We start from the raw sequence: 21765 nt of genomic DNA on the forward strand, positions 1-21765 counted from the left end.
TGGCCGTCGATGGTTCATCGGGCCAAGAAGCTTCCCTGTCGAAACGACTTTAGCCGGGTGGACTGTTCGGTTTCGCGTGACGGAGGTCTGCATCGTCGGCGCGCCGGAGGTCGAACTCCGCTACGAACTCCTCTCGCGCGAGACCGCCCGCGACGCGCTCGCGACCTACGACCTCACCGCGCCCTACGGGAACACCCTCGCGCTCCGTACCGTGAGCCTCGGCGCGGCGGTGGCGCTCCTCAACGACCTCAACTGGTATCTCGTCAGGTTCGCCTCGGCGGCGTTCGTTCGCGAACCCGCGATCCATCCCGACGAGTGGTTCTCGCGCGACCTCGCGACCGCGGTGCGCGACGAGCGCGTCGACCCCGCGGAGACGGGCCGCCACCTCGCGCTCTACGGTGTGCTCGACGGCGAACTCACCGACCCCGAGTACGTCGTCCGGACCCACGAGACCCCCAACCGCGACGACCGGAACGAACTCGACGAGACGATGGTCGTCAGGGTGACCGAAGCCGAGTTCGAGGCGTAGCCGAGTTACGAGTCGTCGGTCGGGTTCGCGAGCGCGTCCTCGATCGACTCGTCGCCTTCGAGGAGTTCGAAGGTTTTGCCATACGTCGATTCGGTGTCGAGCGCCGCCACCAGCACGCGCGCGACGTCGGCCCGGGTGATCTCGCCACGGTCGAGCTTCCGGGCGGTTTTCACCTGGCCGGTCGCGGAGTCGTCCGTGAGCGCTCCCGGCCTGACGATGGTGTAGGTGAGGTCGCTGTCGGCGAGGTACTCGTCGGCGGCTTGCTTCGCGACGAGGTAGTCGTAGAGCCCGTCGGGGCTGTTCTCGGGTTCGTCGGCGTTCATCGCGCTCAGCATCACGAACCGGTCGACACCTTCCTCCTCTGCGGCGTCGACGAGCTTGTTCGCGCCATCGCGGTCGACGCCCTCGACGTCTTCGCCGCTCGACCCCGCCGCGAAGATTATCGCGTCGTGACTCGGGACGGCGTGACTCACGTCTTCCGTGAGGTCCGCGACCACGGTTTCGACACCGAATTCGGCCATCTCGTCGACTTGGGATTCCGTCCGGACCATCGCCGTCGCGTCGTGGTCGCTCTCGGCGAGGATCTCGGTGATGTGCTGGCCGACGCCGCCGTGCGCGCCCGCGATGAGTACGTTCATGCCGGGAGAAGTAGGGGTTGGAGACTTCTAAACCATGTGCTCAATAGAGGGTGCGGCGGCGCGGTCGCGGTGCGGGTGCGGTGCAGTTGCGGTGCGGCCGCGACCGCGGCGGTTGCGGTCTGCGGTTTGCGGTTTGCGGTCCACGGTTCCTGGTGGATGAAGGGCGAGCCGCGCGAACGAGCGCCGAAGGCGCGAGTGAGTAGCGACCGGAGGGAGCGCGTGGCGAGGGCTTCCGCGGTGCTGTGCGGAGCGGTTGCGGTTGCGGAGTAGTTAGTGGTCCCACCGCGAACGAGCCGGAGGCGAGTGAGCGGGCGCAAGCGCGACCAACGGGAGCGCGCAGCGCTTTTGATCCACATTTTGCCAGCGTCATCAGAACTGCGGAGCAGTTCTGATTGGTACACAAAATCGCGGAGCGATTTTGGGACGGAGCGAGCGCTAGCGAGCGGAGCGCAGCAAAAGGTGGGCGTTCGAGAGGTGGGGCTCTATGCCGTGAGCTCGCCCTTCCGTTCGAGGACGGTGACGGCCTCGGCGTCGACCGACTCGACGTCGAGATGCATCGGGATGTAGTCGCGGCGCTCGAAGGTCTCGATCTCGTCGGGCGTCCCCACCGTACACCAGAGCTGTGGCCGGTCGGGACCGTGCCAGTCGCCGAACTTGCTGACGCCGAAACAGACCACCTCGTCGCCGTTGTACTCGATCCGCCCGCCCTTGCGGACCCCCGGATTGCCGTGGATGATCAGCCGCTTCATGCCGGAGACTCGACCGACGCGGACCTAAGCGCTTCGGACCTCGTGTCGGTTCGTCGAGAACTCGTGCTCAGGCCATCCCCTGTTCGGGGTGCTCCTCCTCCATGTGGTCGTTGAGCGATTCCTCGGTTCCGAAGGACTTGTTGCAGATGCGGCACTCGAAGTCGGGTGCGCTCATTGGAGGGGGAGGTCGGGGGCGAACCGACTAAACGATTTTACCGGCAAACGAAAGCCGACCGGCGGTCGGCGATCCCGAATGCCGCGGTGTGTGGAGAACGCTCGTCCCGGCAGACCAAACGGGTTTTACCCTCGCGTCCGTTATCGGGCCTCAGCAACCATGGAGATGCCTCGTCGGTTCAACACGTACTGTCCCCACTGCAACGAACACCACCAGCACGAGATCGAGAAGGTCCGCCACGGTCGCGAGACCGGCATGAAGTGGATCGACCGACAGACCGAGCGCGGGACGTCGGTCATCGGCAACGCCGGCAAGTTCTCGAAGGTGCCGGGTGGCGACAAGCCGACCAAGAAGACCAACCTCAAGTACCGGTGTGGCGACTGCGGCAAGGCCCACCTTCGCCCCGGATGGCGCGCTGGCCGACTCACCCTCCAGGAGTAATTCATGGCAGGCAACTTCTACACCGTCGAATGTCCGGACTGTGAGAACGAACAGGTCGTCTTCGGGAAGGCCGCGACGCAGGTCGCGTGTGCGGTCTGTGGCTCGACGCTCGCACACGCGACCGGCGGCAAGGCGGTCTTCGAGGGCGAGGTGCTCGACACCGTCGAGCGCCGGAACGCGCCCGACGAGCTCACGGGATCGAGCTGATGAACTACAGTGGCTGGCCGGACCCGAGCGAGCTCGTGATCGGGAAGGTCGACGAGATCGCCGACTTCGGCGTCTTCGTCGACCTCTCGGAGTACGAGGGCAAACGCGGTCTCGTCCACATCTCCGAGGTCGCCTCGGGCTGGATCAAGAACGTCCGCGACCACGTCAGCGTCGGTCAAACGGTGGTGGCCAAAGTCCTCTCGGTCGACGAGGGCTCCCAGCAGATCGACCTCTCGCTCAAGGACGTCAACGACCACCAGCGCTCCGAGAAGGTCCAGGAGTGGAAGGCCGCCCAGCGCGCCGACAACTGGATGACGATCGCCTTCGGCGAGGACATCGACGACGAGCAGTACACCGCGGTCGCGAACGAGTTCCTCGCCGAGTTCGGTACGCTCTACGCGGGCTTCGAGGAGGCCGCCATCCGCGGCGCGGACGCGCTCGACGGGACCGACCTCTCGGATGACGAGGTCGAGGCCATCGTCGAGACCGCCCGCGAGAACGTCTCGGTACCCTACGTCGCGGTCTCGGGCTACGTCGACCTCCGGAGTCCCGAAGCGGCCGGCGTCGACGCCATCCGCGAGGCGCTCCACGCCGCCGAGGGCAACGGCGACCTCCCCGACGGGGTCGACCTCGACGTGACCTACGTCGGCTCGCCGGAGTACCGCATCCGCGTCGAGGCACCCGACTACAAGACCGCCGAGGCCGAGCTCGAAGCCAGCGCCGACCGCGCGGCCGCCGCCGTCGGCGAACACGGCGGGAGCGCGGAGTTCCACCGCGAGCGCCGCAGCGACGACGAGTAATTTTCGATGAAATCCGCGATTCGAGTCTGTGCCGACCGGGAGTCGACCCACGACCGGCCGGTCTATACCCTCTCCGAGACGTGCCCCGAGTGCGGCGGGCAGGCGATCAACAGCGCGCCCGCGCCGTACAACCCCGAGGACCCGCATGGGGAGTACCGACGCGCTCTTAAGCGGCGCGAGTCCGGGTAGGGCATGGACGAATTCGATATCGAGACGCTCGCGGAGCCGGCGCTCTCCGACCCCGTGCTCGTCGAGGGCCTCCCCGGCGTGGGCCACGTCGGCAAGCTCGTCGCCGAGCATCTCCTCGAAGAGCTCGATGGCGAGCCGGTTCGTCGCGTCTACTCCGAGCACTTCCCGCCGCAGGTCGACATCGACGAGGGCCGCGCGACGCTCGCCTCGGCCGAACTCCACGCCGTCGAAGCCGACGGTCAGGACCTCCTCGTACTCACCGGCGACCACCAAGCCCAGGACGCCGCCGGCCACTACCGACTCACCGACCGTTTCCTCGACATCGCCGAGGAGTTCGGCGTCGAGCGGGTGTTCGCGCTCGGCGGCGTCCCGACCGGCGAACTCATCGACGAGTACGACGTCATCGGCGCGGCGACGGCCGACGAGTCGATCGAAAACCTCGAAGACGCGGGCGTCGAGTTCCGCGAGGGCGAACCCGCCGGCGGCATCGTCGGCGTCAGCGGCCTCCTCCTCGGCCTCGCCGAACGTCGCGACCTCCCCGCGGCCTGTCTGATGGGCGAGACGAGTGGATATCTCGTCGACCCCAAGAGCGCCCGCGCGGTGCTCGAGATCCTCGAGGACATCGTCGGCTTCGAGGTGAGCTTCGACTCCCTCGAAGAGCGCGCCGACGAGATGGAGGAAGTGGTCCAGAAGATCCAGCAGATGGAGGGCGGCCAGGCCGCCACCGACGACGACCTCCGGTATATCGGTTAAGTCAGCCTCCCGACCACCCCCACCTCTCGAACGCCCACCTTTTGCTGCGCTCGCCTTCGGCTCGCTGGCAAAATGTGGATCAAAAGCGCGTCGGGTTCCTTGCAGTCACCCTCGCGCCCGCTCGCTCGTTCCACTCGCTCGCGGTGCGATTCCTACACACGACCGCAACCGCACAGCACCGCTGCCGCCGAAGCCCTCAGCACGCTTCGCGTGCTTCGCCCTTCATCCACCAGGAACCGCAAACCGCTCCCCAAAACCGCACCGGAACCGCCGGGTCGCGGCCGCACCGCAACCACACCGCGACCGCAAACCGTGCCCGGCGGGCGCGGCTTACTCGCCGTTCTCCTGCGCGTCGACGACTGCGACACCCGCGAGGTTCACGATGTCCTTGACCTCGTCGCCTCGCTGGAGGACGTGCACCGGTTTGTCCATTCCCACCAGCATCGGGCCGATGGCGTCCGCACCGCCGAGACGCTGGAGGAGCTTGTAGCCGATGTTCCCGGCTTCGAGGTTCGGGAAGACCAGCACGTTCGCCGACCCGTCGAGGTTCGAGAAGTCGTAGGTTCCCTCCAGGATGTCCTCGACGACGGCGGTGTCGGCCTGCATCTCGCCGTCGACCGGGAAGTCCACACCCGACTCGTTGAGCATCTGAGCGGCGCGGCGGGGCTTCCGGGTGCCCTCGTTGTCGACGCTCCCGAAGTTCGAGTACGAGAGGAGCGCCGCACGTGGTTCGACGTTGAAGCGTCGCGCGAGCTCCGCGGTGTGTTCGGTGACCTCCGCGAGCACCTCGGCGCTCGGGTTCTGGTTCACCGTCGCGTCGGCCACGAATATCACCTGGTTCTTGAAGGTGAGCATGTAGACCCCGGCGGCGTAGTCGGCCTCCTCGTGGGTCCCGATGACCTGGAGCGGCGGTTTGAGTGCCGAGGGGTAGTCGTGCATGAGTCCCGTGAGCATCGCGTCGGCGTCACCCATCTCGACCATCACGCTTCCGAGGTAGTTCGCGTCGCGCAGGAGTTCGGTGGCCTCGTTGCGCGTCACGCCCTTGCGCTGGCGGAGTTCGTAGAGCCGGTCGGTGTAGCGGTCGAGGTCGGTCTCGTCCGGGTCGACGATGTCGGGTTCGAACGCCAGACCGAGGCCTTCCATCGTGCCCTCGATCCGGCTCCGGTCGCCGATCAGAACGGGCTCGGCGAGCCCCTGTTCTTGGATCTGGTGGGCCGCGCGGATGATCTTCTCGTCGCCACCCTCGGCGAGCACCACGCGTTTCGGCTCGGATTTCGCCTTGTTCAACACCACGCGCATCATCTCGCGGGACTTACCGAGTCTGGCTTCGAGCTCCTCGGTGTACGCCTCGACGTCGATATCCGAACGCGCCGCGCCGCTCTCGACCGCCGCCTCGGCCACCGCGGGCGTGACCTCGAACAACACCCGGGGATCGACGGGTTTCGGGATGATGTACTCGGGTCCGTACTGAAGCGGCTGGTCGCCGTAGGCCTTCACCACGGCGTCCGGCACGTCCTCACGGGCGAGTTCGGCGAGCGCCCGCGCGGCGGCGACCTTCATCTCCTCGTTGATCTCGCTCGCGCGAACGTCGAGCGCGCCACGGAAGATGAACGGGAACCCCAGAACGTTGTTGACCTGGTTCGGGTAGTCGGAGCGCCCGGTGGCCATGATCACGGTGTCGTCGCGGGCGCTTTTGGCTTCCTCGTAGCCGATCTCGGGGTCGGGGTTCGCCATCGCGAACACGATCGGGTTCTCGTTCATCCCTCGGATCATGTCTTGGTCGGCGACGTCGGCCACCGAGAGCCCGACGAACACGTCGGCATCCTCGAGGGCGTCCGCGAGGCTGCCCTCGTCGATGTCGCGGGCGAACTCGCGGTTGTACTCGTTGAGTTCGCCGTTCTCGGCGCGCTGTTGGGTGAGGATGCCCGAGGAGTCACACATCGTGATGTGGTCGGGGTCGACACCCAACGAGATGTAGAAGTTCGCGGTGGCGATGGCGCTCGCGCCGGCCCCCGAGAACGTAACCCGAATGTCGCTCATCTCCTTGCCCGCGAGGTCGACGGCGTTCACCAGCGCGGCCCCGGAGATGATCGCGGTCCCGTGCTGGTCGTCGTGGAACACAGGAATGGACATTGACTCGCGGAGCCCCTCCTCGATCGCGAAGCACTCCGGTGCGCTGATGTCCTCGAGGTTGATCCCGCCGAAGGTCGGCTCCATCGCCGTGACGGTTCGAATGATGTCCTCGGGGTCCTCCTGGTCGAGTTCGATGTCGAAGACGTCGATGTCCGCGAAGCGCTTGAAGAGGACGCCCTTGCCCTCCATCACGGGTTTCGAGGCCTGTGCACCGATGTCACCAAGGCCCAGTACCGCGGAGCCGTTCGAGACCACACCGACCATGTTGCCCTTCGCGGTGTAGGTGTAGGCGTCGTCCGGGTTGTCGTAGATCTCCATGCACGGCGCGGCCACGCCCGGCGAGTAGGCCAGGCTCAGGTCGCGCTGGGTGTTCGTCGGCTTGGTGGTCGAGATCTCTATCTTGCCGTGCGGCTCCTGGCTGTGATAATCGAGTGAATCCTCGTCGAGTCCCATGCCGTCCCTCTCTCACCGTGGTACAAAAAACTATCCGAAACCAATATTCGACGATCGACGAATTACGGCCCGAGCGCGTGGCGGACGATCCGCTCGCCGTCCACCTCGAACTCGCGGGTCGGCCACTCACCGGTCGCCGTGAGGACCTCGACCCCGTCGTCGACGAGCACCGTGTCCTCGCTCTTCGCGCCCTGGACGGTCGGGTTCCAGGCGTATCCCGCCGGGGTGGCGACCGGTTCGCTCGCCGTCGGTGTCGCCTTCCACTCCCGCCCCGCGAAGCCCGTCAGGCCGCCCTGGTGGTGTTCCTCCCACTCACCGGGATAGCCAGCGTCGGCGTAGGCGTCCTGTATCACCTCGAACAGGTCGGCCGCGGTGCCCTCGCCCGCGAGCCGGTTCGTCGCCGCGATGACCGCCGCCTCCACCGACATCGCCGCCTCGTGGCGCTCGACCAGCCACTCGGGTGGGTCGAAGGTCACGGTCCGCGTGACGCTCGCGTGGAGGCCGTCGCGGACCCCGGTGACCGTCAAGATGCCGTAGTCGCCGAGCTCGACGTCCTTCGGCGGGAAGTGGCGGTAGGCCTGCGCGCGCTCCGCGCTCGCGACGAGCGCGACCGGCGAGTCGACCCCGCGCTCGAACAGCGCCTCCCGGAGCCGGGCGGCGGCCTCGCGTTCGGTGGTCCCGGAATCGACCTCGTGACCGACCGCCTCGACCGCCGCCGCGGTGTCGGCACCGAGCGCCCGATACCGCTCGACGTCGATGTCGGTCAGCGGAACCCTGAGCCGCGCGGGATCGAGCGCTTCCATTCCGGGAACCTCGAAGTCCGCCGCCGCCGGCGTCGGCGAGCGCTCCGCGACCGCGTCGGGAAGCGTGGATTCGTACCACGGGAACGATTCGATCGGGGTGCCGTCGGGGAGTTCCTCCTCGGCGAGCCGCGGGGCTTCGATGGTGTCGGTGACGACCCGGACCTCGTCGCCGTCGTAGCCCGCCGCCGCCACGCCGGTCCCCGCCTCCCGGTCGACGACGTTGTCGCCGCCGGTGAGCCACGCGAAATTCGCCGGCCGGGCGAACCAGACCGCATCGAGGTCTTCGGCCGCGAGATACGTATCGAGTCGGTCGGTTTTCTCGCTCTCCGGATACACGTTCTCCCCCTCGCACGACGGCCCTAAATAGGTGTGCTCGGGACGGTCCGAGCCGGATCGAAAAGCCGTAAGTACGCTGCCCATCGAGTACGACTCATGGTCCGCTTTCGCCATCTGGCCGCCGTCACCACCGGGATGACGTTCGTCCTCATCCTTCTCGGGGTGTACACCGCCGCCGCGGGCGCGGGGCTGTCGTGCGGCGCGCGATGGCCGCTGTGCAACGGTGCGGTGTTCGGGCTGTTCCCCGCCGACTGGCCGAGCTTCATCGAGTGGTTCCACCGACTCGTCGCGATGATCACCGGCTTCGCCATCCTCGGGACGACCTACCTCGCGTGGCGACAGGACGAGGCCCGCCGCACGAAGTACGCGACGGTACTCGCGCTCGTCGCGCTCCCGATCCAGGTTATCCTCGGCGGGGCCACCGTCACCGTCTACACCCCGCTGGTCCAGGTCGCTCATCATGGCGCTGCACTCGTGATCTTCGGCGCGCTCATCGCCGCCACCGTCTGGGCTTACGAGGCGACGCCCGACGACCCCGCGACCGCCGACACCGCTGCCGCCGCCAGCGCGGACTAACTTCCACTTTTTTGCACCTCGGGATGGCCTCCCTGCGGTCGGCCACCACTCAGTGCAAAAACCTGGACTAAAAAGGCTGCTCGCTCACTTCGTTCGCTCGCAGTACAACCACTCACCAACCGCACCACTACCATACAGCAACTGCACCACTACCGTACGACAGCCGCACCGCCTCCGCCGAAGCCCTCGGTCGCTCGCTACGCTCACTCCCTCGCCCTTCATCCACCAGGAGAGCGTGGCGGCTGCCACGACACGTTCGATTTCCGCGTGAGAGGAGACGAGAACGAACTGGAATCCGCTGAACCGAATTCATATACCGAGGATCAACGGTCCCATCAACACCCCCATCAGGTGGACCCGACGCGCGCCGACCGTCGCGGGCACCAGTCCGACGAGCGCGGCCGCACAGAACGTACCGACCCCGACGAATCCCGCGAACAGAAAGGAGAGAACGACCAACAGACCGAGGACGACGACCGAGAGCCAGGTGTAATCGAGCCGTCCCACCGTCCGGAGGTAGCGATCGCCGAGGAGCGGCACGAGCACGAACCCGAAACCGGCAGCGAGCACGACCGCCGAGAGGAGGAGCGGCAGGTCGAGCGGCACCCCCGTGGAATCGAGGGCGACGAGCACTCCCGTCCGGGGCGACCCGAGCGCGACGAGCGCGAAGAGGGCGAAGATCGTGTTCGAGGTGTTGACCCCGCTCGTCGCCACGAGGAAGCCCCGCGCGCCGTCGTCGTTCGGGACGAGCGGCAGCGCGACCGTCGCCGCGACGGCCGCCGAAACGCCGGGGAGATAGCCCACGACCGCCCCCGAGACCGTCCCGGCGAACGCCGTCGACCCGACGACGCGTCGCGGCGTGGTGACCGCGGCGTCGGCCTGCTCGGGAACCCCCGCCCCGTCGAGCGCCTCGATCAGCACCGGCGCGCCGAACGCACCGGCGAACAGCGGCATCAACATCCCACCCGTCGCGAGCGGGGCGGTGGGCTCGATATCGAGCGTGAGGACCCCGAGGCCCGCGCTCAACACGAAGGCGAGCGCCCCACCGATGCACGCCCGGATCGAGCCTTCGGTGAGCACCAGGAACGCGACGACCAGCGCCAGCACCAGCGGGAGATGGGCGCTGACCGTGGGGTAGACCGACACCATCAGCCGGGTCATCGGGAGCGCGAGCGGAACGGCGAGCACGACCGCGAGACCACTTCCGAGCGCCGACAGCCGGAGTGCCTCGCGACCGCGACCCGCGACGACGAGCCGATGGCCGGGGAGCACGGAGGCCGCCATCGCGGGGTCGGGAACCCCGAGCGCGAGCGCCGGCACGACGTCGAGGAAGGTGTGCGTGACGCCGGCGGCGAGCATCGCCCCACCGACGTACAGCGGCGGGCCCGGGATCGAGGGTGCGGCCGCCGCGAGCAGGAGCGCGAAGTTGTTGGCGTGCAATCCAGGGACCAGCCCGCTCACCGTGCCGAGTGCGATACCCCCGAAGACGAAGCCGAGCGCGAGCGCCGCCGACTCCGGGGCGAACACGACGCTCCCGTCGACCACCCCCATTCGCCGGGGATGGTCGCGTTCTCCGCGTTAAACCCTCGCAGCGCTACGGGGCCGTGAAAACAAGTGAAGTGGGTTGGCCGAGCGCGCTCAGCCGAAGAGCTCGCCGAGGCCCTCGCCGCCCGCGTCGTCGTCATCGTCGTCCTCTTCTTCGGCTTCGGCTTCCTCCTCTTCGGCCTCGTCGGCCTCCGCCTCGGCCTCGTCGCCGCCGGCCGGTGCGGCTGCGCCGCCCGCGCCACCAGCGGGGACCGCGGCGGCCTGGTCGACGGCGTCCTCGATGTCGACGTCCTCGAGGGCGGCCACGAGCGCCTTGACGCGCGAGTCCTCGACGTCAGCGCCGGCGGACTCGAGCACGCTCGTCAGGTTGTCTTCGTTGATCTCTTCGCCGGTCTCGTTCAGGATGAGTGCTGCGTAAACGTATTCCATTGTTGTAGTGGTGTGTTTGATTCGTTAGCCGAACATCGCGCCGAGGCCCTCGCCGCCCGCGTCGTCGTCATCGTCATCGTCATCGTCGTCGGGGGCCTCGTCCTCGGTCTCCGTTTCGGCCGGTTGGTCGTCGCCCTGTTCGTCCGTGGTGGTGGTGTCGGCAGCCACTTCCGCGCCCTGGAGCGCCTCCGGGAGCGCCTCGTCGTCGTGGATGTGCGCGGCGAGCGCACGGAGCTGGGCGTCGGCCCGGCCCACGAGGTCCTCGACGAGGTCGGGGCTCTCGACGGCGGCCTCGATCCCGAGGCCACGCGCCTCGGTCGCGCCCTTGCCGAGCAGCGCGCCCGCGGTCTGGGCGGTCGGGTAGGCCGCGTTGATCGAGAGGTTCCGCCCGGCGGCGGCGGCGGACTCGATGTCCGCACGGTACTCGTCGATGTCGATGGCCAGCTCGTCGGCCTCGAACAGCGTCCCGTCGGCGTACACCGTTCTCAGGTCGAGCCCGACCTCTTTGGGCTCGATTCCGAGCTCCGAGAGCACGTTCGCGAGGGCCTGTGAGACCTCCTCGCCCTCCTCCAGAACCGTCGAGTCGGCGGTGACCTGGATCGAACCGTCCATGATCCGGGCCTCGGCACCGACCTGCTGGAGTTCGCCCACGAAGGGCCCCGGGTCGATCCCGGTGTCGCCTTCGGGGATGGTGATGTCATTCGGCGAGACCTCGCCCGCGTTGATCGGGGCGGGGGTCTTCGAGGCTTCGAGCTGACGGTAGAGCCCGAACGGGTTCTCGTTCGTCCCGATCAGCCCGACCTGCCCTTCGACCTCGTCGACGAGCTCGTCGACACCCTCGTCGGCGTCGTCGAGTGCGCGCGTCAGCAGGGTGTTGCGTGCGACGCGGAGCCGGGCCGATCCCTGGAGGTCGCGACGCATCGCCTGGAGCTGTCGGCTCGGGATGCCCGCGACCGAGACGATCCCGATGCTCTCGTAGCTCGCGATGAGGTCGGCCAGATCCGCGACCTCCTCGCGCTTCCACTCGGGGATCTGTTCGGTCCGGTGGTCCGTGGCCTCCGATTCGGCGTCGGCGGCCATCTCAGGCCACCTCCACCGAGGGGCCCATCGTGGTCTTGACGTACATCGTGTCGATGTTCAGGGGCCCGCGTTCGAGGCTCGCCTCCAGACGCCGGTTGACGACGTCGATGTTGTCGGCGATCTCGTCGGCGGTCATGTCGGCCGCACCGACGCGCGTGTGGAACGTGCGGCGGTCGCGGCTCCGGACCTGCACCGTGTTCTTCATCCGCTCGATGGTCTCGACGACGTCGTCGTCGGGCTGGAGCGGGGTCGGCATCTTCCCGCGTGGCCCGAGCACCGTCCCGAGGTATCGGCCGATGTCCTGCATCATGCCGGCCTCGGCGATGAAGAAGTCGGTGTCGCCAGCTAGGTCCTTCGCGGCACCGTCGTCGTCGCCGAGCTCTTCGAGGTCGTCCCCGTCGAGCACTTGGTCGGCGACCTCCTCGGCACGCAGGGCGGTCTCGCCCTCGGCGAACACGATGATCCGGGTGTCCTGACCGGTGCCGGCGGGGAGCACGATGCTCTCGTCGACTCTGTTCTGTGGGTCGTTGAGGTCGAGATCGCGCAGGTTCACGGCGAGGTCGACCGTCTCGGTGAAGTTCCGAGCCGGGGCCTCGTCGAGCGCGCGCGTCACGGCCTCTTCTATGTCCTGTGCTGCTGCCATATGTCACCTCCGTAGTACGCCTTCGTGGCTGCTACGGCGTGAAACAGGCGACGCCTGTCTCACCGGAAAGCCATCGTTGTGCGGGTTTAAAACCGTCGAAGCGCGCTGGAAACGGGAACGCGACTCAAGCTTCGACGGTTTCACTCGTCTCCGCATCGTCGTCGGTCGTCAACTCCAACTCGACGGCGATCTCGTCGTACCAGACGCGCGGACGCTTCGATCGCCCATTTGTCTCGAACTCCACGAGACCGAGGTCCGCCAGTTCCGTCAGGTTGCGATGAACGTGGCGAACGTCGCGCTCGACAAGCCGGGCAGTCTCGCGGATGCTTTCCGGACGCGCGCTCGCGAGGGTTCGGAGCAGTTCGAGGTTCTTCGGACGTGTCACGCGATGCAGGTCGTCCTCGTCGCGATAGACCCGCTCGAAGTAGGGTTCGGGTGTCTCGTCACGGTCGAGTGCCGCCAACGTCTCTTCGACGCGGTCCGTGTTTCCGCGTCCAAAGCGGATGTGCATCGTACGCGCGGAGTCGTTTCCGTCGTTAGGGCCAGTGTTCACCATGATTGCGTACCTCCTGTTTGAAACGCTGGAAGAGTGGGCGCAGGCCGGGAAACTCGATATCCTCGACCGATCCCGTCTCGGTGTGTTTGTGATGACGCGACGCGCCGGGGTGATCCGGGAAGGTATCGTAGCGAACGATGGTTCCGCCGTCGATCCGCCCGTACTGCATGGAGTATCGAACCCCTTCCGGATAGCGGTCGGATTGGGGCACGCGCCACGCCGTGATATCGACGAGTGTCCCATTCTCCGGGAAGCGTTCCGTGATATCGAGGGCTTTCGTCGCACCACCGCTCCCTCCCATCGACTGTTGGAACGAGTTCCAACATCATAACACCGTTGCTCCTCACACCAACAGTACGCCGAGAAACGATCGGGAGCCGAACGGAACGTATTCGCTACTGAACGATCCGATACCCGTCGAAGCGCGTCGAGAAGCTCAGGCTGCGGCTTCTTCCGCGAGTACGTCGTCGTACTGCCCGTCGTCGACGCGCTCGCCGAAGGTCCGGGCGTCCTCGCCGTCGATGGTCACTCCGAGCGTGACGCAGGTGCCCGCGACCTCCTTCGCGGCGTTCTTCGTGTCGTAGGCCAGCAGGTCCGGCCCCTTCTGTTCGGCGATCTGACGGACGTCCTCGACCGAGATGTCGGCGACGAAGTCCTTCTGGGGTTCGCCGCTGCCCGTCTCGAACCCGGCGGTGTCCTTGATCAGCGCCGCGGTCGGCGGGACACCGACGGAGATGGTGAAGTCACCCTCGTCGTCGTACTCGACGGTGACGGGGACCTCCATGCCGTCGAAGGCCTCGGTCTGGTCGTTGATCTCCGCGACGACCTCCTGGACGTTCACCGGGGTCGGGCCGAGCTCGGGTCCGAGCGGCGGGCCGGGGTCGGCCTCCCCGCCGGGAACGAGTGCTTCGATAGTTCCAGCCATGGTCGGAGAACCGTCGCCGCGTGGTTAAGGATTACTTTTCGTCCGGAACGGATGTGAAGCCCTTTTCGACTCCCGTCCCTCAGGGTGGGTGATGGGCGTCGAAGACGAGATCGAGGAGATCCGTGAGGAGATATCGGAGACGCCGTACAACAAGTCCACGGAGGCGCATATCGGTCGCTTGAAGTCCAAACTCGCCGACCTGAAGGAGAAGCTCGAGAACCAGTCCTCCGCGGGCGGCGGGCAGGGCTACTCGGTCGAGCAGACCGGCGACGCGACCGTGGCGCTCGTCGGGATGCCGAGCGCGGGGAAATCCACCCTCCTCAACGCACTCACCAACGCCGAGAGCGAGGTCGGGGCCTACGAGTTCACCACGCTCGACGTGAACCCAGGGATGCTGAAGCACAAGGGTGCGAACATCCAGGTGCTCGACGTCCCCGGGCTGATCGAGGGCGCGGCAGGCGGGCGCGGGGGCGGGCGCGAGGTGCTCTCGGTGATCCGAACCGCAGACCTCGTTGTCTTCGTGCTCTCGGTGTTCGAGATCGACCGGTACGAACCCCTCCGACGCGACCTCTACGAGAACAAGATCCGTCTGGATACCCGGCCGCCGCGGGTTCGGATCACCCCGAAAGGGAAGGGTGGGATCGACGTCACGCTGGGACCCGAGGTCGACCTGGAACCCGACACGGTTCGGGAGGTCCTCCGCGAGCGCGGCTACGTCAACGCCGACGTCGCCATCACCGAATCCGTAGATCTGGACCTCCTGCTCGACGGGATCCTCGAAAACCGGGTCTACCTCCCGTCGCTCGTGGCGGTCAACAAGGCCGACCTGATCGACCAGGACTACCTCGACACCGTGAACGCGGAGCTTCGCGAGCACGACATCGACCCCGAGGAGGCGGTGTTCATCAGCGCCGAGGAGGAGAAGGGCCTCGACGCGCTCCGCGAGGAGATCTGGCAGGGGCTCGACCTGATCCGGGTCTACATGGACAAACCGGGGCGCGGACCCGACTACGAGGAGCCGCTGGTGCTCAAGGCTGGGCAAACGGTCGGCGATGCGGCGAAGAAGCTCGGCGGGGACCTCGACGACCGGTTCCGGTTCGCGCGGGTGAGCGGCCCGAGCGCGAAACACGACGACCAGCAAGTAGGGAGGGAACACGAACTCGCCGACGAGGACGTGCTCCGGATCGTCGCGCGGCGATGAGCCGCGACCGGCGACGCGTGCTCGCGGTCGTCGTCGTTGGACTCGTGCCCTGGGTCGTCCTGTTCTACCCCGGCGGTCAGGAGGCCTACTTCGCCGCCGGACTCCTCAGCTACACCGGGAACTTCGTGACGCTCCCGGCGTATCTCTCGCGGGCGGTCCCCGACTTCCTCCCGTTCGCGAGCGTCTTCTCCATCCTCCCCCAGCGCCTACTGGCGTGGCCGACCAGCGTGGGGCTGTGGCTGCTGGCGCTCGCGAGTAGCCTGCTCGGTTCATACGAGGACCGACGGGTGACCGACGGGTTGCTCGTGGTCGCGGGGCTGAGCCAGCTCACGTTCGCGCTCGGGTTCTGGACGGCGGAAGGCTACGTCGCGATACCGATCGGAGCGGTGCTGTTGGTCGGACTGGGGGTTCTCGACTGGCGCTCGTCGGGGCGACGCTGGCTGTCGGCGTCGCGTGAGTGAGGGCACGGGTCGGGGGTTTGTGCGGTACGATGTCACAGTAGGTTTTTCGAGGGGCGGACCCCAAGCGAGGGTATGGACGGAACACTCGACCACACCATGATGCGCGTCGAGGACCTGGACGAGAGTATCGACTGGTACACGACACATCTCGACTACGAGGAGAAGAGCCGCTGGGAGGCCGACAGCTTCACCAACGTCTTTCTTGGACCAACGGACGTCCACGAGGACGGCGCGCTGCTCGAACTCACCTACAACCACGACGGGCGCTCCTACGAGATGGGTGACGCGTGGGGCCACATCGCGGTGCGAGTCCCGGAGGACGAACTCCAGTCCTCGTACGACGAGCTCATGGACGAGGGTGTCGAGGACTACCGGGATCCCGAGAGCTGCGACAACAAGTACGCCTTCGTGAAAGACCCCGACGGCCACGAGATCGAGATCGTCAAACGGGACTACGGTGCGAAGTGGAGCCTCGACCACACCATGATGCGCGTCGAGGACGCCGACCAGCAGATCGGCTTCTGGGCCCGGAAGTTCGAGTACGAGACCCAGCCCGAGGGCAAGTGGGAGGCCGACTCCTTCGCGAACTACTTCGTCGCGCCGCGCGATAGCCCACAGGAAGCGATGAGCGTCGAGCTCACCTACAACTACGATGGACGGTCCTACGAGATGGGCGACGCGTGGGGCCACGTCGCGGTTCGGACGGACGACCTCGACGACGCCTGGGAGACCCTGATGACCCGCGAGGCCGAGGACTACCGGGATCCCGAATCCTGCGACCACAACTACGCGTTCACGAAGGGGCCGGACGGCCACGAGATCGAGATCGTCACGTCGTAGCGCGACTGCGGGATTTCGGCGACTATTTTCGCCGCTCGCCGCGGCGGGCGACGGCGGCTTGCGGTGCGGGCCTGGTGTCTCGGCGAGCGTAAGCGAGCCGAGGCTCAGGAGAGCACCGCTCTCCTGGTGGATGAAGGGCGAACGAGCGGAGCGAGGCGCGAGCAACGCGAGCGTCTTGATGCGAACGGCGAACGGCGAACGGAGTGAGCCGTGAGCGGAGCGAGTGAGGGCTTCGGCGGTGCCTGTGCTGGTGCGGGAGAGGGGATTGTACCGCGAGCGAACGAAGTGAGCGAGCGGGCGCAAGGGCGACCAGCGGGAGCGCGGAGCGCTTTTGATCCACATTTTGCCAGCGAGCGAGTGAGCCGAAGGCGAACGAGCGAGTGCAGCAAAAGGTGGGGTTTTAATCCGGTGAGCAGGTATCTCGGCGCAATGGACGTGGGTTCGGCCGAGAACTTCACTCGGATGGGGACGGTCGGGATCGAAGAGGAGTTCTACGTCGTCGACGACCGTGGTCGACCCACGTCGGGTACCGACGAACTCGTCTACGAGACCGACCCACCCGAGATCCTCGACGACCGACTCGACCACGAACTCTTCAAGTGCGTCATCGAGACCCAGACTCCGACGTGTGCGGACCTCGACGAGGCCCACGAGAAGCTCCACGAGGTGCGGGCGGCGCTGGTCGAGCACGCCGAATCACATGGGTATGGTATCGCGGCGGCGGGCCTCCACCCGGCGGCGAAGTGGCGCGAGCTCGAACACGCCGAGAAGCCACGGTATCGCGCCCAACTGGACAGGATTCAGTACCCACAGCATCGCAATACGACGGCGGGGATCCACGTCCACGTGGGGGTGGACGACGCCGAGAAGGCCACCTGGATCGCGAACGAGATCCGCTGGTTCTTGCCCGTGATGCTCGCGCTCTCGGCGAACTCGCCCTACTGGAACGGCTTCGACACCGGGCTCGCCTCCGCGCGCGCGAAGATCTTCGAGAACCTGCCGAACACTGGGGTCCCGACGGCGTTCCGCGACTTCGCGGCGTATCGGGACTTCGAGCGGCTCATGGTCGAACGCGGGTCGATCAACGACCGCGGCGAGCTCTGGTACGACGTTCGCCCACACACCGAGAACGGCACCGTGGAGGTCCGCGCCCCCGACGGCCAGGCCGACCCCGAGGTCGTCTTCGCGTTCGTGGAGTACGTCCACGCGCTCGTGCTGGACCTCGCGGAGCGATACGAACGCACGACGGCCCCGTGGACGACCTACCGCTCGGGCGGGGACGGTTCGGGCGCGCCGCCGCTCCGGCGCGAACTCCTCGACGAGAACAAGTGGCGTGCGCTTCGCTACGGCCACGACGGGACGTTCATCGACCGCGACGGGACCGGCACCATAGGGCTCACGGAAGCGGTCGAGCGCGAAGCCGACCGGCTCGGCGTCGACGGAATCGCGCGCGTCGCGGCCGCCGAAAGCGGCGCGGCGAGACAGCGCCGGCTTCTCGAATCCGAGGGGCTCGACGGTGTCTGTGCCGCGCTCATGCTGTGAACAAGGCTTTTACTCGACGAGCGGCTCTCGGTAGCCATGTCCACCGACGACCCGGATCCACCCGAGGACGAACCGTCGGACGTCGAACCCGCCGACCTGCGGGCGGAGCTCGACCGTCAGCGGGGCACCGCCCGTCCCGAACCGGACGCCGAAGGGCTCGTCGACCTGCTCTCGGCCGCGTTCGACACCGACAAGCGCACCCGGGTGTACGTCGGCCTCCGGCAGCGTCCGGACTCGACGGCGGAAGCCCTCGCCGAGGAGACGGGACTCTATCCGACCACCGTCGAGCGAGTGCTCGACGACCTCGAAGCCGAGGGAGTCGTCGAGCGCCGCGTGGGAACGGGCAACGGCGAGCGCTACACCGCGATCGCCCCGGAGGAAGCGCTCGACGTGGCGCTCGGCCGGATCCAGAACGCGATCGACGAGCGGTTCCGGTTCGGCGGGCTGGGCGGCCGGTCGTTCCCGGAGCGCGAACGCAGCGAGCCGGTGACGATCCCGGTCGAGCGGGACGACGGCGACGAGCGGTGAGGAGCGAAGCCACTAAGCCGCCCGCGGCTGACTGGCGGGCATGAAGGTCGCGCTCGGCGGCACGTTCGACCCGATCCACGACGGCCATCGACGGCTGTTCGACCACGCGTTCGAGCGCGGCGACGTCACCGTGGGGCTGACGAGCGACGACCTCGCCCGGGAGACGAGACACGAGGAGCGCTACGTCCGGCCGTTCGAGGAGCGCCGGGCGGATCTGGACGCCGAACTCGCGGCGCTCGCCGAGGAGCACGACCGGGAGTACGAGATCCGGCGGCTCGACGAGCCGACCGGGATCGCCGCCGAGGAGGACTTCGACGTGCTCGTGGTCTCGCCCGAGACCGAGAACGGGGGCGTGGAGGTCAATCGACGCCGCGAGGAGGCGGGGCTCGACCCGCTCGACATCGAGGTGGTCGACCACCTCGCGGCCGAGGACGGCGACATCGTTTCGAGCACCCGGATCGTCCGCGGCGAGATCGACGCCCACGGCAACCTCACGCCCGAACGCGAGGGCCGCCCTCGACCGGAGTAGTTCCCCGAACTACCACGCCGGCGGGTCGAGCCCCGCCTCGCGGAGGAGGTCGCGCCACCGGTTCTGGATCGTGAGCCGCGCGACGCCGACCGTCTCGGCGACCGCGGTCTGTGAACGGCGATCGCCCGCGATCAGCCCGGCGGCGTAGACGCTCGCGGCCAGCGCGGCGGGTTTCGAGCGGTCGTTCTCGGGCGCGGTCGAGAGGAACAGGTCGGCGGCGCGGTCGCGGGTCGCGGGGTCGAGGTCGAGCGCGTCGGCCGCCGAATCGAGTTCGGCGAGCCACTCGCGATTGTCGCGTTCGTCGCGCGCCCGGTACATATCCGCACTACGGCTCCGAGACGTAAATCTCGTGGGGAAGGGCTATGTGAACCGCGACCCGAGTCGGCACATGGCCACCGTCGAGACGATCTTCACTACGGACGAGGGCTCCGCGCCGATGAACGAGGTCGAGGGGATCGAGGCCGTCGAGCGCCAGGGACTCCGCGGCGACCGCTACATGACGGGGACGGGCTACTACTCCGGGATGGACGAGTGTGAGGTCACCTTCATCGAGAGCGAGGCCATCGAGGAGATCAAGGAGGAGTACGACATCGACCTCTCGGACGGCCGCCACCGGCGGAACATCGTCACCAGCGGCGTCTCGGTCCACGACCTGCTCGACAAACAGTTCAGAGTCGGCGAGACGGTCTTCGAGGGGACCCGCCCGCGCCCGCCCTGCGCCCACGTCGAGCAGGTCGCCGACGAGGAGGGCGTGGCGAAGGCGCTCAAGAACCGACGCGGCGGCATCTGTGCGAGCGTCGTCGAGGGCGGGGAGATCGGCGTCGGCGACGAACTCGAAGCCCTCGAGGAGATCGACGAGGATTCGAGCCTCGGTGACGCGATCAAGAGTCGGCTGGTCGACTGAGCCGATAAGTTCTTTTCCGCCTCGCGGGAAGGCGGGAGTGCGCGCGGGTAGCCAAGCCAGGAAACGGCGCAGCGCTTAGGACGCTGTCCTGTAGAGGTCCGCCGGTTCAAATCCGGTCCCGCGCACTCCCACCTTTTGCTGCGGTCGCTCGTTCGCCTTCGGCTCACTCGCTCCCTGGCAAAATGTGGATCAAAAGCCCGCGTCACCCCACTCGCTCCGCTCGGGGGTTCCTTGGCCCGCTCACTCGCTCCGCTCGTTCGCGGTAGAATTACTCCCCGCTCACGCACAGCGACCAAGCGAAGCGAGCACGTCTCGCTCTGATTCAAATCCGGTCCCCATCTCCGACTGCCTACCAAGAAGTGATCTCCACATCGCGGAGCGGCCGGTCCAACGGCACACTGACCTGCCCGCCGGTGTAGTGCGAGAGGTAGAACCCGACGATGATTTCGAGCGAGCGCGTGGCCTCCACACCGGTCGAGCGGTTTTCGGCGTCGCCGGTCGCGAGCGCCAGGACGTGTTCGGCCGCGTTCGGGAACGCCCGCCGGTAGTCCTCGTCCCACGTCCAGGCGTCCTCGATACCCGGCAGCGGGGCTTCGACGTGCTCGCCGTCGTCGAGCCGCCAGTAGCGCCACTCGCCGTCGTCGTTGTTGAGGTAGAGCTTCCCCTCGGTCCCGGTGATCTGGAACGACATCGAGGAGATGTCGCGGGGGACGGTACAGTCGACGGTCGTGAACGTTCCGTCGTCCAGCACCACGAACCCGCCGCCGCCGGAGTCGTCGACGTCCTGCCCGGCGTCGAGGGAGTCGACGGCTTCGTTGACCCCGGTGATGTGGCCCGCGACGGTCTCGGCGCGTGCATCGAGGAGGTAGACGAGCGTGTCGAGGAGGTGAGTCGCGTTCCGGAGGAGCTCCATCCGGAACTGTGCGTTCACGGCCTGGACCTCGCCGACGAGGTTCTCCTCGCGGAGGAGCGCCCGGAGTCGCTGGAGCTTCTCGGTGAACCGGAAGGAGTGGTTCACGAGGAGTTCGGTGTCGGTCTCCGCACACACCTCGACCATCTCGTTCGCGTCGGAAACCGAGGACGCGACGGGTTTCTCACACCAGATCACGTCGGGATCCGCGGCCGACCGCGCGGCGTCGAGGACGTGGCGATGGTGGAGGAACGACGGGGTACAGACCGAGACCACGTCGAGGGCTTCCTCGGCCAGCATGGCCTCGTGGCTCGCGTACCGTCGGTTCTCGGGGATCTCCCACGTCTCCCCGAACCGTGCGAGAGTTTCGTCGTCGACGTCGGCGACCGCCACGAGCTCGATCCCGTCGGTGGCCGCGTAGCCACCGGCGTGGCTGGCGGTGCTCTTCTCGCGCCCGATCGTCTTCTCGTCGTCCATCCCGAGGATACCCATCCCTGCGATGCCACCCGCCCCGATGATTCCCGCGCGAACAGTCATAGTGCTCTACGGTCACCTCGACGTGGAGCCATTCAGTCCTACCGGCTCGCCCGGTGGAAACGGGGAGCGAGCGCCACCCCGTCGAACGTATACGTGGCGTTGACCGTCACACGTCGGGCGTCGACGCCCTCGCCCGCCCCCATACAGCCGGCCAGCACTCCCATGGCTCCGCCGCTCGCCACGCCGGCGAGGAATCGGCGTCGTTGCATACACCCGCATCATCCCTCGCAACCGGAAGGATATGGAAGATGGTGTGTGCCTCGATGCGGTGGTGGGCGGGATCACGGAGAACGGGCGTGAAGAGCCTGTGGAACGGAGATCGGCGGACCGCGGTGTCACAACCTTTTTGCGCG

Annotated in this window: 29 protein-coding genes and 1 tRNA gene; 15 read left to right on the forward strand and 15 right to left on the reverse strand. The window is 67.3% G+C overall.

Annotated features, from left to right (window positions below; genetic code table 11):
• Window positions 1-76 precede the first annotated feature (76 nt).
• Window positions 77-529, forward strand: a complete 453-nt coding sequence (locus GT355_RS07850; RefSeq protein ID WP_160134150.1) for a DUF5804 family protein — start codon at window positions 77-79, stop codon at window positions 527-529.
• A gap of 5 nt (window positions 530-534) precedes the next feature.
• On the opposite strand, the gene GT355_RS07855 is transcribed toward GT355_RS07850, so the two are convergent.
• From GT355_RS07855 to GT355_RS07865, 3 genes are all read right to left on the reverse strand, one after another.
• Complete coding sequence (locus GT355_RS07855; protein WP_160134151.1) at window positions 535-1167, reverse strand: SDR family oxidoreductase; 633 nt, start codon at window positions 1165-1167, stop codon at window positions 535-537.
• Between the two features lie 482 nt (window positions 1168-1649).
• A complete protein-coding gene (locus GT355_RS07860) occupies window positions 1650-1916 on the reverse strand; it encodes an HAH_0734 family protein (RefSeq protein WP_160134152.1) in 267 nt (88 codons plus the stop codon).
• Between the two features lie 67 nt (window positions 1917-1983).
• The gene (locus GT355_RS07865; RefSeq protein ID WP_079255085.1) at window positions 1984-2091 is read right to left on the reverse strand and encodes a C2H2-type zinc finger protein; all 108 of its coding nucleotides are present in this window, start codon (window positions 2089-2091) and stop codon (window positions 1984-1986) included.
• Between the two features lie 159 nt (window positions 2092-2250).
• On the opposite strand from GT355_RS07865, the gene GT355_RS07870 reads away from it, so the two are divergent.
• From GT355_RS07870 to GT355_RS07890, 5 genes are read left to right on the forward strand one after another with little or no spacing between them, the layout of a single operon-like run.
• Window positions 2251-2532, forward strand: a complete 282-nt coding sequence (locus GT355_RS07870; protein WP_007695729.1) for a 50S ribosomal protein L44e — start codon at window positions 2251-2253, stop codon at window positions 2530-2532.
• 3 nt (window positions 2533-2535) lie between these two features.
• Window positions 2536-2739, forward strand: a complete 204-nt coding sequence (locus GT355_RS07875) for a 30S ribosomal protein S27e (protein WP_120074548.1) — start codon at window positions 2536-2538, stop codon at window positions 2737-2739.
• Window positions 2739-3539, forward strand: a complete 801-nt coding sequence (locus tag GT355_RS07880) for a translation initiation factor IF-2 subunit alpha (protein ID WP_160134153.1) — start codon at window positions 2739-2741, stop codon at window positions 3537-3539. The genes GT355_RS07875 and GT355_RS07880 overlap by 1 nt, the downstream gene beginning before the upstream one ends.
• Window positions 3540-3545: 6 nt before the next feature.
• Window positions 3546-3728 carry an RNA-protein complex protein Nop10 gene (locus tag GT355_RS07885; protein WP_160134154.1) on the forward strand — a complete coding sequence of 61 codons (183 nt, stop codon included), beginning with the start codon at window positions 3546-3548 and terminating at the stop codon, window positions 3726-3728.
• A 3-nt stretch (window positions 3729-3731) separates the two neighbouring features.
• Window positions 3732-4481 carry a proteasome assembly chaperone family protein gene (locus GT355_RS07890; protein ID WP_160134155.1) on the forward strand — a complete coding sequence of 250 codons (750 nt, stop codon included), beginning with the start codon at window positions 3732-3734 and terminating at the stop codon, window positions 4479-4481.
• 330 nt (window positions 4482-4811) lie between these two features.
• Here the strand turns inward: GT355_RS07890 and GT355_RS07895 are convergent, their stop codons facing one another.
• Window positions 4812-7067: an NADP-dependent malic enzyme gene (locus GT355_RS07895; protein WP_160134156.1), complete on the reverse strand. Its 2256-nt coding sequence runs from the start codon at window positions 7065-7067 to the stop codon at window positions 4812-4814.
• 62 nt (window positions 7068-7129) lie between these two features.
• Complete coding sequence (locus GT355_RS07900) at window positions 7130-8206, reverse strand: M24 family metallopeptidase (protein ID WP_160134157.1); 1077 nt, start codon at window positions 8204-8206, stop codon at window positions 7130-7132.
• A 96-nt stretch (window positions 8207-8302) separates the two neighbouring features.
• Between GT355_RS07900 and GT355_RS07905 the strand changes: the two genes are divergently transcribed.
• Window positions 8303-8782: a COX15/CtaA family protein gene (locus tag GT355_RS07905; protein WP_160134158.1), complete on the forward strand. Its 480-nt coding sequence runs from the start codon at window positions 8303-8305 to the stop codon at window positions 8780-8782.
• 309 nt (window positions 8783-9091) lie between these two features.
• On the opposite strand, the gene GT355_RS07910 is transcribed toward GT355_RS07905, so the two are convergent.
• The 7 genes from GT355_RS07910 to GT355_RS07940 all read right to left on the reverse strand — a co-directional run bounded on the left by GT355_RS07910 (window position 9092) and on the right by GT355_RS07940 (window position 13960).
• A complete protein-coding gene (locus GT355_RS07910) occupies window positions 9092-10333 on the reverse strand; it encodes a tripartite tricarboxylate transporter permease (RefSeq protein WP_160134159.1) in 1242 nt (413 codons plus the stop codon).
• Between the two features lie 87 nt (window positions 10334-10420).
• Window positions 10421-10756: a 50S ribosomal protein P1 gene (gene rpl12p / locus GT355_RS07915; protein ID WP_160134160.1), complete on the reverse strand. Its 336-nt coding sequence runs from the start codon at window positions 10754-10756 to the stop codon at window positions 10421-10423.
• Window positions 10757-10780: 24 nt separating this feature from the next.
• Window positions 10781-11836, reverse strand: a complete 1056-nt coding sequence (locus GT355_RS07920) for a 50S ribosomal protein L10 (protein WP_160134161.1) — start codon at window positions 11834-11836, stop codon at window positions 10781-10783.
• 1 nt (window position 11837) lies between these two features.
• Window positions 11838-12479, reverse strand: a complete 642-nt coding sequence (locus GT355_RS07925; RefSeq protein WP_120074529.1) for a 50S ribosomal protein L1 — start codon at window positions 12477-12479, stop codon at window positions 11838-11840.
• 124 nt (window positions 12480-12603) lie between these two features.
• Window positions 12604-13035 (reverse strand): HVO_A0114 family putative DNA-binding protein, encoded by a 432-nt coding sequence (locus GT355_RS07930; RefSeq protein WP_160134162.1) that lies wholly within the window; start codon window positions 13033-13035, stop codon window positions 12604-12606.
• A complete protein-coding gene (locus GT355_RS07935) occupies window positions 13016-13336 on the reverse strand; it encodes a toxin-antitoxin system TumE family protein (protein WP_160134163.1) in 321 nt (106 codons plus the stop codon). Before GT355_RS07935 ends, GT355_RS07930 begins: the two co-directional genes overlap by 20 nt.
• A 135-nt stretch (window positions 13337-13471) precedes the next feature.
• Window positions 13472-13960: a 50S ribosomal protein L11 gene (locus GT355_RS07940; RefSeq protein WP_160134164.1), complete on the reverse strand. Its 489-nt coding sequence runs from the start codon at window positions 13958-13960 to the stop codon at window positions 13472-13474.
• 91 nt (window positions 13961-14051) lie between these two features.
• Here GT355_RS07940 and GT355_RS07945 point away from each other — a divergent pair, with 91 nt between their 5' ends.
• From GT355_RS07945 to GT355_RS07970, 6 genes are all read left to right on the forward strand, one after another.
• A complete protein-coding gene (locus GT355_RS07945) occupies window positions 14052-15161 on the forward strand; it encodes an OBG GTPase family GTP-binding protein (protein ID WP_160134165.1) in 1110 nt (369 codons plus the stop codon).
• Window positions 15158-15622, forward strand: coding sequence for a DUF8050 family protein (locus GT355_RS07950; RefSeq protein ID WP_160134166.1), 465 nt, complete (start codon window positions 15158-15160; stop codon window positions 15620-15622). Before GT355_RS07945 ends, GT355_RS07950 begins: the two co-directional genes overlap by 4 nt.
• A gap of 72 nt (window positions 15623-15694) precedes the next feature.
• Window positions 15695-16462 (forward strand): VOC family protein, encoded by a 768-nt coding sequence (locus GT355_RS07955; RefSeq protein ID WP_160134167.1) that lies wholly within the window; start codon window positions 15695-15697, stop codon window positions 16460-16462.
• Window positions 16463-16891: 429 nt separating this feature from the next.
• Window positions 16892-18004 (forward strand): glutamate--cysteine ligase, encoded by a 1113-nt coding sequence (locus GT355_RS07960; RefSeq protein WP_160134168.1) that lies wholly within the window; start codon window positions 16892-16894, stop codon window positions 18002-18004.
• Between the two features lie 36 nt (window positions 18005-18040).
• Window positions 18041-18532, forward strand: a complete 492-nt coding sequence (locus GT355_RS07965) for a winged helix-turn-helix domain-containing protein (RefSeq protein WP_160134169.1) — start codon at window positions 18041-18043, stop codon at window positions 18530-18532.
• 40 nt (window positions 18533-18572) lie between these two features.
• Window positions 18573-19061 (forward strand): phosphopantetheine adenylyltransferase, encoded by a 489-nt coding sequence (locus tag GT355_RS07970; protein ID WP_160134170.1) that lies wholly within the window; start codon window positions 18573-18575, stop codon window positions 19059-19061.
• Between the two features lie 9 nt (window positions 19062-19070).
• Here the strand turns inward: GT355_RS07970 and GT355_RS07975 are convergent, their stop codons facing one another.
• Window positions 19071-19379, reverse strand: a complete 309-nt coding sequence (locus GT355_RS07975) for a hypothetical protein (protein ID WP_007691748.1) — start codon at window positions 19377-19379, stop codon at window positions 19071-19073.
• Between the two features lie 70 nt (window positions 19380-19449).
• Between GT355_RS07975 and GT355_RS07980 the strand changes: the two genes are divergently transcribed.
• Window positions 19450-19965: an MOSC domain-containing protein gene (locus GT355_RS07980; protein ID WP_160134171.1), complete on the forward strand. Its 516-nt coding sequence runs from the start codon at window positions 19450-19452 to the stop codon at window positions 19963-19965.
• A 41-nt stretch (window positions 19966-20006) separates the two neighbouring features.
• A tRNA-Leu gene (locus GT355_RS07985) sits at window positions 20007-20090 on the forward strand.
• Window positions 20091-20314: 224 nt separating this feature from the next.
• Here GT355_RS07985 and GT355_RS07990 read toward each other — a convergent pair.
• Together GT355_RS07990 and GT355_RS07995 are read right to left on the reverse strand one after the other, a co-directional pair.
• Window positions 20315-21412, reverse strand: a complete 1098-nt coding sequence (locus tag GT355_RS07990; protein ID WP_160134172.1) for a Gfo/Idh/MocA family protein — start codon at window positions 21410-21412, stop codon at window positions 20315-20317.
• Between the two features lie 38 nt (window positions 21413-21450).
• The gene (locus GT355_RS07995; protein ID WP_160134173.1) at window positions 21451-21621 is read right to left on the reverse strand and encodes a twin-arginine translocation signal domain-containing protein; all 171 of its coding nucleotides are present in this window, start codon (window positions 21619-21621) and stop codon (window positions 21451-21453) included.
• Window positions 21622-21765: the final 144 nt, after the last annotated feature.

It is taken from the genome of Halococcus salsus, assembly GCF_009900715.1.
GTDB classification, from domain to species: domain Archaea; phylum Halobacteriota; class Halobacteria; order Halobacteriales; family Halococcaceae; genus Halococcus; species Halococcus salsus.